The sequence below is a fragment of the Levilactobacillus wangkuiensis genome, from assembly GCF_016861605.1.
Lineage (GTDB): Bacteria > Bacillota > Bacilli > Lactobacillales > Lactobacillaceae > Levilactobacillus > Levilactobacillus wangkuiensis.
Genome location: NZ_BOLM01000004.1, coordinates 175326 through 188366 on the forward strand (window position 1 = coordinate 175326; position 13041 = coordinate 188366).

Genomic DNA, 13041 nt, shown 5'->3' on the forward strand with positions numbered 1-13041 from the left:
AAAAAATAGTTTGATCTTAAGCCCCATTGCTTTTGCACAACGTCAGTGTTGTGTTTTTTGATCAAATGAGAAACAAACATCGGTACCTTGTGCCGACGATTCAATTTTCAAGCGACCCAACAGCTTATCCTTCACATAGCTCCGGATAATCGTTAAGCCCAAACTACCAGCCCGCGTCTTGTTGAGGTCGAAACCCACGCCATCGTCGGTAACTCGTAGGGTAATAATTTCTTGGTTTGTGGTTCCCGTGATAGCCACATGGCCGCATTTAACGCAACCATTAGGGTACGCATGGGAAATCACGTTTTGTAATAGCTCATTAATGATAATGGAAATCGTCACAACCTGTTCACTATCCACCGTGATGCGCGGATCAATTTGCAACTGCACATCTAACTCTTGATTGTCATCGTTGAGTTGTTTGAAGTGGGAAATCAACAGATGTAAAGCGGATTGGAGACTGGTATGATCGCCCAACTGTTTGGACATCAGTTCGTACGTTGACGAAATCGCCATAATGCGGCTGATGCTCTCGTTAAGTGCCTTCTTAGCCTCATCACCTTCCAGCCGCCGCTGTTGAATGCGGAGCAGGGAGATAACTGACTGGAGATTATTCTTAACGCGGTGATTGATTTCGCGAATGGCAACGGACTTGGAGATGATCTCAGCCTCTTTGGCTTTGACATCCGTCTTATCTTGAATCAATACCACCAATTGTTGGTTACTCTCATTCCAGAACTTCCGCTCCGAAAAGAAGTAGTTCAAGTAATTAAAATCAAATGTTATGGGCTGCTCTTCTTCACTGAGTCCTTGTAACTGTGTCAGAACATCCTTGAACCGGGACCCGTCTAACGATAAGTTTTCGTAGTCCAACCCAATGATGTTCCCAATGTAACCGACCTTCTTGTAGAGAGCCAACGCGGTATGGTTAGCCAAAACTAACCGTCCGGTATGGTCAAATCCCAAAATGGCATCCGCCAGCTGATCCGTAATCGTCGTGTCTAGCCGACCAAACATCTTAATGGTTGCTGAGACGTCAGAGTACCGGCTCTGGGTATCCTCACTTTGAAAGTCATCCAAAACGTCATGAGAGGCATCAGATTCAACGATAGTGACCCCAATTGTCTTCTTCTCATGCATGATGGGAAAAATCCGTTGGCGAATCAATCGTTGTTCCTGCGTTTCCGCTAGGAGATCCATCGAAGCCAACTTGGTTTCTAAGGTATGAAATACCCCGGGTTCGTTGGTTCGTAAGGCTTCTTTACCTGTGACTTTGCGATGATACAATGATGGGACATCTACTGGCAACTTGTGATAAATCACAACCGCCTGATTGTTATATTGATTGCGAACATCGATAAATACATCTGAGTTTCGATAGGCTGGCGTCTGCTCAATCTCTTTGGTTTCTGCCAAGAGCGTCGCAACGTCTGACTGATCTAAATTCGTATATTGTTGACACAACTCTTCGAATTCACTCATTAGGCATCCATCACAATCAATTCCGCAATCGCGTTCATGGACTGCCGCTTACTCATGCTCAAGTTCCGAAGCATCTTGTAGGCAGCATCTTCTGATAAATTGTTCTCTTCCATCAGAATCCCTTTGGCCCGCTCAATAACCTTCCGTTCAGCTAGCTTTGTATCCAGGTCTTCAACCTTTTTAGTAAGTTGTTGATCCCGTTTACCACTAGCTAATCCGACCTGAATAGTGGTTAATAAAGATCGTTCTGAAAGGGGTTTCACTAGATAGCCGACTGCACCAATGCGGCTGGCGGTATCCGTGTCTTCCTCATCACTATAGGCGGATAGGTAGACGATTGAGCGCGTTAAATGATCTGCCAAAATTTTCTTACCGGCCTTTAAGCCATCTAAGATGGGCATCCGAATATCCATAATTACGAGATCAGGCTTCTGTTCTTGACAAACATCAATGGCTTCAAAGCCATCACTACCCTCACCCACAACCTGGTACCCGGCCTGTTCAACAATGTCCCGGATATCCATGCGCGTGATCGGTTCATCATCGACAATTACAATACGTTCCTTCATGATAATAGCTCCTTGTCGTCATAATCATTCTTAAAAGTGACTATCACTGATTAAGTCATACCACACTCTCTACTATTAACAGTTCAGCACGAGTGCCTACTTCAAGATAGAGTTCCAATGGCATTATAAAGCGATTATCATGGGGGTGTCAATGTTAGGAAAAGCTGTCTTCCAAGATGCTCTTAACATCTGCGGCAACGGGAACCCGTGGATTCGCTGAAGTCGTCCGATCCTTTAAAGCCGCTTCCGAGATTTCATCCTTCGTTGATTCAAATAATTCTGAATCCAGACCATATTCTTGGAAGGTTGCTGGCATCTTTAACTTCCGTCTGAGTTGCACGATGGTGTTAATCAAGCTACGAACCGCAATCTTTGGATTAGCAACTTGAATGCCAATCAACCGTGCCAGGTTAGCGTATTTAACTGCAGCCCGGTTTGGTTTTTCCATGATGCCGGCATCCATCTCTGCGTTGTACGAAATGATGTGTGGCATCAGGATGGTGTTTAAGCGACCATGGGGAATGTGATACTGAGCACCCGCAGCATGCGCAATGCCGTGGTTCAGTCCCAAATTGACCATGTTGAAGGCCATCCCAGCAATACATGAAGCATCATGCATCTTTTGCCGTGCTTCCATGTCCGAGCCATCCTTGCTAACACGTTCCAGGTAAGTAAAGACCATCTGGAAGCCCTTTTCAGCTAATGCATCTGAGAAGTCGTTGGCATTAATGGAGACGTAAGCCTCTAAACAGTGCGTCAACACGTCCATCCCGGTATCTACCGTGATATTCTGTGGTGCTGAGGCAACCAAGTCGGCATCGAGTAACGCCACCTTAGGTAAGATGTCATCCGTCACCAGCGGGTACTTGATACCCTTGTCACTGTTCGTGATGACCGCAAAGTTGGTGACCTCAGAACCGGTCCCACTCGTTGTTGGTACGGCAATCAAGTCAAGGTCCGTTTCACCCTTCGTCATTTGCTTCAGGATGAACTTCATTGCTTTGGTGGCGTCAATTGCTGAACCCCCACCAACGGCAACCAATAAGGTAGCCTTGAACTTCTGTAATGCTTCAATTCCAGTCACAATCTTCGTCACTGGCGGATCGGGTTGAATGTCGGAAAAGACTTCCAGTTCGTTTTTACTTTCCAAATGAACCGTGATCTTATCCAAGCTTCCCGACTTCACCATAAATGGATCAGTTACCACAAAGATCCGCTCTCCACTGATATCTTCCAGACCCTTCAACGAGCCATCACCAGTCCAGATCTGAGTTTTAAACTGTATTTTCTCCAAACTCCCAACCTCCTTTACAACCATGCTCCGTAAATAGGCCTGAAAAAAAGATGCTTAAGAACACACAAATAAAGTGTGTTCCTAAGCATCATTGCTTTTATGTACGCCATTGTACGAATTTTTTCAGTTTTATTTACAAAACAAATATAGCGCTTACATAAGTGTTTGTCAACAAAATCACAAAAAAAGACCGCAATAAAATTGCAGTCCCCCGCAAACGCCATTGTTTACGTCCGAAATAGCACGCCATTGTGCATTTAATTGAACTTAAAGACATTCCACCTATTCCTCGAGGTGAAATGTCACACAAGTAGCCTAATAGAAAGATCTGACTTATAGCAGAGAGCACCCTGCTAATCACAGTGGCGGGACCGTATCGGGTTTACACCGATTTCCATCTAATTAAGTACTTCTTGTCAATTAGTAACTTAAGGTTAGCATACTTCACACTAACTTGCTACTAATTAGCTAATGAAAAACTTCCTTGCCATGTTCATAAAAGACTTCTGGCGTCCCCGTCCGGTAATTGATGACCCGGGCTAACGCGTAAAAGTAATCGGACAATCGGTTCACAAAGACCAGTAATTCTGGTGGCAACGTCGTGGACCAGGCCAACGTAACAATTTGTCGTTCAGCACGGCGGGTCACCGTCCGACAAATCTGGAACAGTGCTGATTCTTTACTCCCACCAGGTAGAATGAACCGAGAAATTTCAGGTGGCTCATCCTGATAGACGTCAATGCGTTTTTCAATCCAGTCCACGTACTTCGGGTCGAAGCGCATGTTATCCCAGTTCAACTTCGGGTTCGCAAAATCCGTTCCCAGGTCAAACAGGCAATGCTGTAAGCGCGTCAATTCAGCCTTAAGCTCAGTTTCCTTGTCGTCAAGTTCTGCAATTGCCAGACCTAAATAAGTATTGAGCTCATCGATGGTTCCGTAAGCCCAGACACGATCTGAATCTTTGCTGACCTTGGCGCCATCGACTAGCCGGGTCATCCCTTTGTCACCAACACCAGTGTATAGCTGCATAGTTACTCCTCCTTTACAAAAAGAAGGCACCAAATAACCCACTCATCGATGAGTGACTTATTTGGCGCCTTTGCCAAGTTCTCAAAATCAGTATAGCGCTTACATTATTTTAATTCAACACCCAGGTGCGTGGTTTTAAGGTAAACCTGTATCTTGACTCATCGTCCGCTGACTTCTTTTCCTAACAACGCAAATAAGGTGAAGCCAGCATCCCTAAAGATAGCAGCCTCACCCTATTTAACGAACAACTTTGCGGATTCATTTAGTCTCACAGCTGAGTTTAATACCCTTCAGTCGTAAAGTACCAGTGAACCTTATCGCCATTCTTAATTGCTTTCTTGTTGGCAGCCTTGTCAATAAACTTGCCATTGACGCGGTACTTCCAACCACTACCGACCTTGACGTCGTTTTGTGCTAAGCCATTCACGCTGCTAACAAAGACGACGGCACCATTTTGGTAATCCAGTTTCAGTTTGGAGGACTGAAGTACGGTAAATGCATTTGATTGACTGTTAATGGTGACGTTACCGTCAAAGAAGGTCTTCTTGTAGCCAGTGACTACTAAATGGGCCTTCTTGGCCGTCTGCGTCTTCTTGGCAGCTTTCTTAGCTGCTGCGTGATGCGTTGTGGTCGTAGCAGCCCGCGACTTGGTTGCCCGCCGATGAGTAGTCGCCGAACTGGCTTTCGCTGCTGAGTTCGCCTTAGTGGCAGCTGCCTGGCTAGTTTGATGGCTCGTTGCTGCGGCTGAGCTGGCATTAGATGCGTGATGCGTCGTTGCAGCCTTTTTCGACGACGAACTGGCCCGCTTATGATGCGCCTTCTTAGCTACTGAGCTGCTAGCCTTGCTGGTAGATTGGGCAGACGAGGAGCTACTCGTCGCAACCGTATCCGGTGCCGAGGTCGCCTGACTCTGATGACTTTGTTGTAGTGCGAGTGCCCCGCCAATCACCAAAATCGTGACGACGACCGCCGCGATGATCCATCTTGTCTTCTTCATGTTGACTACTCCTTAATCCAACGCTTATTTGAACGTGTAAACTAACTTCTTGCTGTAGTTCCCGTTGTTGGCAGCCGTTGCAGCTAAGCTAACTTGACCGTAAGCCAAGACCATGCTGTAAGCATCCTTCACGGAACCATCGGCCTTAACGTAACTGAACATCGTCTTCAATGGCGTTGCGGTTTGGCCCTTCTTTAAAGCCGTCTTGTTCACAAACTTGAAGGACGTCTTGGTGGTTGATAAGGCTAAAATTCCTTCGGCAGTTGAGTTGGCGTTAGGATTTTGCTTGCCCTGGTACGTGTAACCAAAGGCGCCACTCTTGTAGATGTTCTTCTTCAGGTAGCTACGACCAGCAATTTCGGCCTTCGTAACCTTTTTGTTGGTGCTCTTGCCCATCATTAAGGCGTTCACAGCAGCGGCAGTGGTATCGCTGTCGACACTGGCAACGGTGTTGTTGTAAGCCCAACCCTTGTTAGATTGTTGGCTCTTAGCAATCTTCAAGCTTAAGGAAGACTTGGAGAACTTCGCCTTGCTGGGCTTCTTGAAGGTCTTATTGGAGGAAACGGCAACCAGCGCTTGGCTTTGAACGTTAACCGTTTGCTTGCTCATGGATTGCTTGTACAACGTGTTGACCAGGTTCAAGCTCTTCTTAGCGCCGGCTGGCGTGTACTTGGTTGGGTTAACCCCAATGGCTTGCAGGCCGATAATGGCCGTGGCCAACGTTGCGGGATCACTCTTGCTGGACACAATCAGATTCTTCTTGACCAATTTCTTGTTAGCCTTGGTAAATTTGTAGCCCTGCTTCTTCAAGCCTAACAGGAAGTCGGAGTAACCAGAAGCGGCACCCGTCGTCTTGAAGTCAGTCTTGCTAAAGATTTTGGCAGTGCCGTTCACACCGTCTTTATTTTGTTTCATCATCTTTTTGGCATATGTATACATCGCCTTTTTCTTGCTCGTTTGCGAGCTCTTGGAAGCGACTTTGATGCTAGCGGCATTAACATCCATAACAGGTACAACTGCCCCTAAAGCCATTACGGCGGTCAATGAAGCTGCGATTAACTTATTATTCAACATGAATATATCCCCTTTTATAAAATATTGTATTTGGTAATCAAACGATCCATAAGCTTACGCCATGGTTGATACAAAAGCAGTAAACTAATCCCGTTCGTTGCGGCATGCATAGCATCAAACATGAGGCTGGCTGCAAACGACAGGAAGAAACTGGCGGGACGTAATGGCCGAACGTAGGCCAAGGCGTACCAGAGATCCATGATCCAGCCAAACCAGAGGCCCCACAGAGTCCCCCAGACGACCATCACCCAAAGGTTATTTTTCAACTGGGTGCGGCCGAGGAGTCCCGTAGTCAGGCCCATAAGCCCCCAAGCTAACATTTGCCAAGGTGTCCACGGTCCTTGACCCAAGAACAGGTTGGAGACCAACGCCATCATCGACCCGGAAACGAAGCCGAGCTCCGGTCCCAGGCTGACGGCACTGACGATGACCACAAAACTAGTCAACTGCACGTTGGGAATTGCGGCTAAGGGCACGCGCCCCATGACGCCCAGGGCCACAATGACCGCCAAAAAGACTAACAATCGCGTGCCCATTTGCCGTTTCTCAAAGTGCCAGTAGGCTGGCAAGAGACTGCAGGCCAGGCAGGCAAAGCTAAAAATCACAAAATGATGCCCCTTTAGCAGGAGCATCCCCGCTAACAGCACCAGAATTAATCCCACCGGCACAACCAGATTCCAATTGTTTTTCCACCATCCACGCTGTACGATTTTTCTCACCTCCTTAATCGGTTATCTGTGTGACGTCTTGACTAAACAATGCAGTTGGCACCTGTTGCCGCAGCAACCGGTTGACGGCCGTCGTGGATAAGAAGTTCTCCGTGAAGAACTGGCGGGTCGGTTGTGGCTCTGTCAAACACCCGTTAAACATGAACGTGCAGGTGTCAGCAAATTCCGCACAGAAGTCCATATCGTGGCTGGCCATGATCAGGGTCAACCCGGCTTGGTGCTTCTCTTGCAGGATGCGGCCCACCAGCAATTTGGTTCCCGGATCCAAGCCCTTAGTGGGTTCGTCCAACAACAGGACTTGGGGCCGTGTGATCAGCGCCAAGGCTAAGCCCAGAAGCTGCTGTTGACCCCCACTGAGATCAAATGAATTCTGCTCGGCCACCGCCTGCAACTGGAACGTTTCTAACGCCTTTTGCACCCGTTCGGTCACGTCGCCAGAAGCCAGCTTGGCTTGGGCCGTTAACTCCTCAGTGACCGTGTCGCCGTTGAACTGCTCCGTGGGGTTCTGTGACAAATAACTCAATTGCCGCAGTCGATCACGATTCTTCATCTTCCAAATAATCTGATGATTCAAGCGAACCTTGCCGTGTTGTGGCTTGCGCAGGCCCGCCAGCACCGTTAACAGTGTCGACTTGCCGGACCCATTTTTCCCAATGATGGCCAGCCAACTCGCCGGTGTCACGGTCAGGTCCAGCTGATGCAAAATATCACCAGTCGTTGGGTACCGTAGTGAGACATGTTGCGCCTCGAAGTGCCAGTTCGCTGGCCGCGCAATGGACTCGGGTTCCGCTAACGGTGCCGCTTTAAACCGCCAACCCCGCTGGGTAATCAACCGCCGACCAGCCGTCACGGTCAACGGCAACGGCGCCGCATCCAAGTGGTGCGCCAGGAAAAACTGCGGCACGGCCGGGACAAATGGCTGGAGTTTAGGTGCCGCCTGCATACGCTGCAGACCGGTCGAGACATCTCCGTCGTACGTGAGGTGCCCATCTTCCAGGAGGACCAGTCGATTGGCTAGAGCCAGGACCCGGTTCAACCGGTGCTCCGTCAAGATGATGGTAATCGCCAGTTCATCATGCACCTGCTGCAAAATGTTCAAAAAGTTTTGCGCCGTCGTCGGATCTAACTGGGCAGTGGGTTCGTCCAGCAGAATCACCTGGGGCTTCAACGCTAAGACTGAGGCCAGATTCACTAACTGGAGTTGTCCCCCAGAAAGGTCCTGAATCGGCATGTGGAGAAACTGATTTAATCCTAAGAAATTAGAGACCTCGGCGATGCGACTGTTCATTTCAGCCGTTGAATAGCCGAGATTTTCTAAAGGAAACGCTAATTCCTCGATCACCGTGGCCATGATGGGTTGGACTTGCGGGTCCTGAGCGACGTAGCCCAACTGTTGGGCACTGACGTTACTGGTGAGGTCGGCCACCGGGGTTCCCTGATACAGCACATCGCCACGCTGTTCACCAGCCGGCTTAAGCTCCGTCTTCAACTGTTTCAGTAAGGTGGTCTTGCCACTTCCGGTCGCCCCCACGATGGTGACGAACTCGCCGGCCGCAATCTTCAGGGAGATGTCTACCAGCGTTGGCTGCGTCTGCCCGGCATATGTAAATGATAAATTTGAACAGTTAATCAATTCTCGCATAACTTATATCCCCCCTCACCGACTAATGGTAATCCCACAAACGCTAGCAATGGGAGGAGTAACCAACCATCATGACGCCCGAAAATGGTAAATTTGGTGACGTCGCCGGTCCAACCAAGCCCTTGAAACCGGAAAACCATGGTCAGACTGAAAATGACTAAACTACCAACAATAAACCAGCCGTCCATGGCCTGCCACCGAAACGTCTGGTAATGACTGCGTTTCTTAGCACCAAAACCGCGAGCCTCCATTAAGACCGCCGTTTCCATGGCTGACGAAACGGAATCAATCAATAGGATTCGCAGCAACTGCCCGGTTTTCTGCAACCGCTCGCGCCAACTGCCCTCATTCAACACCACGTTGCGGGTCTTCTGGAGCATCAAGAGTCGGCGGAATTTCTGGGTAAACAGGTTGACCATTCGTAGTGAAATCGTCAGGAGCATGGCCAAACGCGGCACGACTGGGAATAGCAGGTAACTCAGCTTGGGCGTGGTGATGACCCCATTGAAGAGCACGAACGCCAGAATCATGCCACCCAGCGACAGGGCCATGGTCACCCCGTACAGCGTGGCGGTCTGCGTGATGCGGAAGGTCCAGCTGCCCAATTGCCATGACCACAACGTCTTGGTTCCAGTCTGATTTAAAATCACGTTAAAGGCAAAAATCATCAACATCAATGAGCCGACACCCTTTAACGTTCCCCAAACCTTTTGGCGACTGAAGTACCAACTACATAAGACGGCTAACCCAACAAATAAAACGCCCGTCACTAATAAATGGTTAAACACCAGTAAGAGGACAAAGAGTTCAACAAAATAAATGGTCGCCGTCAGGGGGTGTAAGCGACTAAAAAAATTCAGCTCGTCAAAGATCCCGACTCTCATGTTTTCTCCCCACCCATCCATCATGAAACCGTTTTCTAGTATTCTATGATAGCATCTCAGTTATTTCACAATCCCCAATATCTTGTTAAGGTTATCCTTTTTAATACTACGAGTTGTGTTTTATTGCTATTTTTATGTTTTCTTGTCGCTACTGGGTGAAATTATACCAGGAATGTTCCTGTCGCGTTTACCCAGGTCGCCTAAACTGCTCCCTTGACGACCGCGACGCCCCCATCAGGTCGCCCTTTCCCCAAGTCACCTTTATTTTCATTGCACGCAAAAAGCCAGCATTTCCCCCGCTGTTGCGAAGGAAATGCTGACTTCTGGTTAAGGTTATTTTGAAATGGTGCGCACGATTTGCTCACTGATTAGCTGGAGGTCTCGCTGCCTATCGCCCATAATGCCGGGAGCAAAGTTGGACTCGATGATGAAGCCCATCAATTGGCCGGCAATGATGCGGATGATTCCTGGGGCATCGATGTCGTCCCGTAGCTCACCCGTCTCGCGAAACATCTTCAGAAGTTCTGCCAGAAAATTAAAGTCGTCGGCTGCCAGTAATTTGCCAAACAAGTCACGCATTTCCTGACTGATCATCATTTCCATGGCCAGAATTTTAATTGCCTCTTTATTGCCCGTTATGAAGGCATATCTGTCGTGAATCATGAAGCTTACCATCTCTGGCAAGGTCTCACAGGCGCGGATACCATCAAAGAACTCATCCCGGTAATGGGGAAAGAAGTTTTCCATGACGGGTTCCACGATAGCTAACAGAAGATCCTGTTTCGTGTGAAAATACTTGAAAATGGTGGCCTGGCTGATGCCCGCCTTTTCCGCTACCTGAACGGTCGAGGTGCCATCGAAGCCCTGCTCCGAGAAGAGCGCCAGCGCGGCCACCAGCGCAGACTTCTTACCCTTTGGCATTTTTTCATGTTCTAGCCATTGGCGGTAACTACTAAATACATCCGGTTCCACACCCTTCACCCTTTCTAACTCTTTCGAACGTGTCGTTGTCTGTGCCTCCGGGTGCGTGAAAATAGGCCGTGACGCTGTGGGCGGACGCCCGGAGCCATAGTGCGGTCTCCGGACTTACTTTGAGCCGCTGTGCGTCTCAAAGATACCAATTCCCTAAGCGGCATAGCCACTAAGGGAATTCCCACGGCTGAGCCTATTTTCACCCACCCTGCGGCTTTACATCTGTTTGGCCCGTTAGAACGGGCTCGCTACTGGTTCAACTCATTGTTAGTTACAATCTATATCCAATTCATTATACGCGATTCACAACTTAATCTCTCGTACTTTCCTAAACTTTCCGGTACCGCTTCATACCGATAATGTTCAAGAACGTCAGCACAACCAGGAAGACCAACAAGACCAGAATGTTCCAGCCTTCGTTAAAGATGGACGTCCCCCGCATGATGATATCGCTAACAGCATCACCGGAGTATTTCAATGGGATGATGTAGGAAATGCCTTTGACCCAATCGGCCATAGAGTCCAGCGGAATGATTCCGGAGAAGAAAATCTGCGGAATGACGACCAGCGGAATGAATTGCATCATTTGGAACTCGGAGTTGGCAAACGTTGAGAGCAGAATCCCAAAGGCCAGGGCGACTAGCGCGAGAATCAGGTTGATTACAACCACACTGACCATGTTGCCGACCACTTCCATGCCGAGCAACCAAACCGTAATCAAAACGATGAGCACCGTTTGAATCACGGCCAGAATGCCATAGCTTAACATGTAGCCAAAGACGATGGACGACCGCTTAACTGGGGTTGCCAGCAACCGATCCAGAGTTCCCGTCGTCCGTTCCTTTAACAGCGCCATCCCAGAAATCAGGAAGACGAAGAAGAACACGAAGAAGCCCATTAGAATTGGCAACATTTTGGCAAAGTAGCCGGTATTCTTATCCCCATAAACGTAGTGATTGGTGATTTTCGGTGTCTTTTGGCTGGTACTCTTGGTGGCCGTGGTCGTTGACTTGGCCTTAGTCGCTGCGGCCTGCTTGGCAGCGGCGGCATTCCCTGTCGCGGCCGTGGTGCTAGCCGCCTGTTGCTTTTGCATGACCATCAGTTGCGCTTGAAGCTTGGCCATCCCGGTCGTGCTCTTCTTCAGCGCTGACTTTAATTGGTCAATGCTGGTAGCGGTCACGGCATTCTTAAACGACATTTTAACGGCAGCCGTCTTGCTAGAGTCGGTGTTGGCATAGGTCAGCTCGTAGTTATTACCAGTCTTCTTGATGATGGCATCAATTTTTTCATCCTGCAACGCCTGTTTAGCATCCGCCTTGGTGTCGTAGGTCTTCACGTCAACGTGCTTGATGTCGCCCATTTCCTGATTTAATTTCCGAGTGACGGCGACGGTTCCCACGTTCACGTCCGTGGTTGAGTTCGTGTTAAAGATCACACTCATTAGCAACATGATCAAAATGGGGGCGACAAACATTAACGCTAACGTTCGCTTATCGCGGATGAGTTCCTTCAGCACCCGATTCATAATCGCAATTGTTCTCATTATTCAACACCCTCCGCCTTTAAGAAAACGTCCTCAATCGTGTCCGCGCCGTACTGTTGCTTCAATGCTGCGGGCTTATCAAATGCCATGACCTTGCCGCCTAGCAACAGGGCCACGCGGTCGGTCAGCTCTGCTTCGTCCATCACGTGGGTCGTAATCAGAATGGCCCGCCCCGCATCACGAATCTTCCCCAGCTCTGCCCAAATTTGACGCCGGAGAGCCGGATCGATGCCGACCGTGGGTTCATCTAAAATTAAGAGTTCCGGATTCCCCAGCAGCGCGATGGCTAACGACAACCGCCGCTTCATCCCCCCGGAGTAACCAGCGACGCGCTTCTTCAGGTCAGCTGTCAAATCAACAACGCCAGCGGCATGGGCAATCTCTGCGGCCATACTGGCCTTTGCAATGCCCTTCATCACGCCGAAGAATTTTAAATTCTCTTCCCCGGACAGGTCGTCGTACAACGCATCCGTTTGGGCCATGTACCCAATCCGACCAAGCAACTTTCGGTCGGGCATGACGGTGTCAAAAACTTTGGCGGACCCGCCGTTAGCAACTTCCATCCCCAAGGCCACCTTGATGACCGTCGACTTCCCAGCCCCGGATGGCCCAATCAACCCGACGATTTCGCCAGCGTTAACGGTTAAATTAATATCCTTCAAGACGGTCTGGTCACCGAATTTCTTGGCTAAATGGGCTAAATCAATCATTGCTTGTGCCATAATAATGCCTCCCAAAACAAATTTTATGTTAGGTGAGTGATTAATCACTTACTCAATAAAGTGAGTATATACTCACCTCTGGCTTTTGTCAATAACTCTGAGGGA

At 48.9% G+C, this 13041-nt stretch carries 12 protein-coding genes and 1 riboswitch; all 12 genes read right to left on the reverse strand.

Features of this window, described 5'->3' with window-relative positions; genetic code table 11:
• Window positions 1-42: 42 nt before the first annotated feature.
• Window positions 43-1482 carry a sensor histidine kinase gene (locus tag JUF13_RS04325; RefSeq protein WP_203637925.1) on the reverse strand — a complete coding sequence of 480 codons (1440 nt, stop codon included), beginning with the start codon at window positions 1480-1482 and terminating at the stop codon, window positions 43-45.
• Window positions 1482-2051, reverse strand: a complete 570-nt coding sequence (locus JUF13_RS04330) for an ANTAR domain-containing response regulator (RefSeq protein WP_203637927.1) — start codon at window positions 2049-2051, stop codon at window positions 1482-1484. The genes JUF13_RS04325 and JUF13_RS04330 overlap by 1 nt, the downstream gene beginning before the upstream one ends.
• A gap of 154 nt (window positions 2052-2205) precedes the next feature.
• Window positions 2206-3345: a 1-propanol dehydrogenase PduQ gene (locus JUF13_RS04335; RefSeq protein ID WP_203637929.1), complete on the reverse strand. Its 1140-nt coding sequence runs from the start codon at window positions 3343-3345 to the stop codon at window positions 2206-2208.
• Window positions 3346-3614: 269 nt separating this feature from the next.
• Window positions 3615-3768: riboswitch (adenosylcobalamin (AdoCbl) riboswitch) on the reverse strand.
• A gap of 45 nt (window positions 3769-3813) precedes the next feature.
• Window positions 3814-4374: a cob(I)yrinic acid a,c-diamide adenosyltransferase gene (locus JUF13_RS04340; RefSeq protein ID WP_203637931.1), complete on the reverse strand. Its 561-nt coding sequence runs from the start codon at window positions 4372-4374 to the stop codon at window positions 3814-3816.
• A 280-nt stretch (window positions 4375-4654) separates the two neighbouring features.
• On the reverse strand, window positions 4655-5371 hold the full coding sequence (locus tag JUF13_RS04345) for a DUF4430 domain-containing protein (RefSeq protein WP_203637933.1): 717 nt from the start codon (window positions 5369-5371) through the stop codon (window positions 4655-4657).
• A 24-nt stretch (window positions 5372-5395) separates the two neighbouring features.
• On the reverse strand, window positions 5396-6445 hold the full coding sequence (locus JUF13_RS04350; RefSeq protein ID WP_203637935.1) for a fucose-binding lectin II: 1050 nt from the start codon (window positions 6443-6445) through the stop codon (window positions 5396-5398).
• A 14-nt stretch (window positions 6446-6459) separates the two neighbouring features.
• Entirely contained in the window at window positions 6460-7077 is a 618-nt protein-coding gene (locus JUF13_RS04355; protein ID WP_236002671.1) for an ECF transporter S component, read from the reverse strand.
• 91 nt (window positions 7078-7168) lie between these two features.
• Window positions 7169-8815 (reverse strand): ABC transporter ATP-binding protein, encoded by a 1647-nt coding sequence (locus tag JUF13_RS04360; RefSeq protein ID WP_203637937.1) that lies wholly within the window; start codon window positions 8813-8815, stop codon window positions 7169-7171.
• Complete coding sequence (locus JUF13_RS04365) at window positions 8803-9699, reverse strand: energy-coupling factor transporter transmembrane component T (RefSeq protein WP_203637939.1); 897 nt, start codon at window positions 9697-9699, stop codon at window positions 8803-8805. Before JUF13_RS04365 ends, JUF13_RS04360 begins: the two co-directional genes overlap by 13 nt.
• 333 nt (window positions 9700-10032) lie before the next feature.
• Window positions 10033-10620 (reverse strand): TetR/AcrR family transcriptional regulator, encoded by a 588-nt coding sequence (locus JUF13_RS04370; RefSeq protein WP_203638044.1) that lies wholly within the window; start codon window positions 10618-10620, stop codon window positions 10033-10035.
• A gap of 379 nt (window positions 10621-10999) precedes the next feature.
• Window positions 11000-12214, reverse strand: a complete 1215-nt coding sequence (locus tag JUF13_RS04375) for an ABC transporter permease (RefSeq protein WP_203637940.1) — start codon at window positions 12212-12214, stop codon at window positions 11000-11002.
• Window positions 12214-12936: an ABC transporter ATP-binding protein gene (locus JUF13_RS04380; RefSeq protein ID WP_203637942.1), complete on the reverse strand. Its 723-nt coding sequence runs from the start codon at window positions 12934-12936 to the stop codon at window positions 12214-12216. Before JUF13_RS04380 ends, JUF13_RS04375 begins: the two co-directional genes overlap by 1 nt.
• Window positions 12937-13041 lie beyond the last annotated feature (105 nt).

Excerpts from the sequence above, each read along its gene's own strand:
- JUF13_RS04325 (WP_203637925.1), bottom strand. The coding sequence starts at position 1,482 with ATGAGTGAATTCGAAGAGTTGTGTCAACAATATACGAATTTAGATCAG.
- JUF13_RS04330 (WP_203637927.1), bottom strand. The coding sequence starts at position 2,051 with ATGAAGGAACGTATTGTAATTGTCGATGATGAACCGATCACGCGCATG.
- JUF13_RS04340 (WP_203637931.1), bottom strand. The coding sequence starts at position 4,374 with ATGCAGCTATACACTGGTGTTGGTGACAAAGGGATGACCCGGCTAGTC.
- JUF13_RS04345 (WP_203637933.1), bottom strand. The coding sequence starts at position 5,371 with ATGAAGAAGACAAGATGGATCATCGCGGCGGTCGTCGTCACGATTTTG.
- JUF13_RS04350 (WP_203637935.1), bottom strand. The coding sequence starts at position 6,445 with ATGTTGAATAATAAGTTAATCGCAGCTTCATTGACCGCCGTAATGGCT.
- JUF13_RS04355 (WP_236002671.1), bottom strand. The coding sequence starts at position 7,077 with ATGCTCCTGCTAAAGGGGCATCATTTTGTGATTTTTAGCTTTGCCTGC.
- JUF13_RS04360 (WP_203637937.1), bottom strand. The coding sequence starts at position 8,815 with ATGCGAGAATTGATTAACTGTTCAAATTTATCATTTACATATGCCGGG.
- JUF13_RS04365 (WP_203637939.1), bottom strand. The coding sequence starts at position 9,699 with ATGAGAGTCGGGATCTTTGACGAGCTGAATTTTTTTAGTCGCTTACAC.
- JUF13_RS04370 (WP_203638044.1), bottom strand. The coding sequence starts at position 10,620 with ATGCCAAAGGGTAAGAAGTCTGCGCTGGTGGCCGCGCTGGCGCTCTTC.
- JUF13_RS04375 (WP_203637940.1), bottom strand. The coding sequence starts at position 12,214 with ATGAGAACAATTGCGATTATGAATCGGGTGCTGAAGGAACTCATCCGC.
- JUF13_RS04380 (WP_203637942.1), bottom strand. The coding sequence starts at position 12,936 with ATGGCACAAGCAATGATTGATTTAGCCCATTTAGCCAAGAAATTCGGT.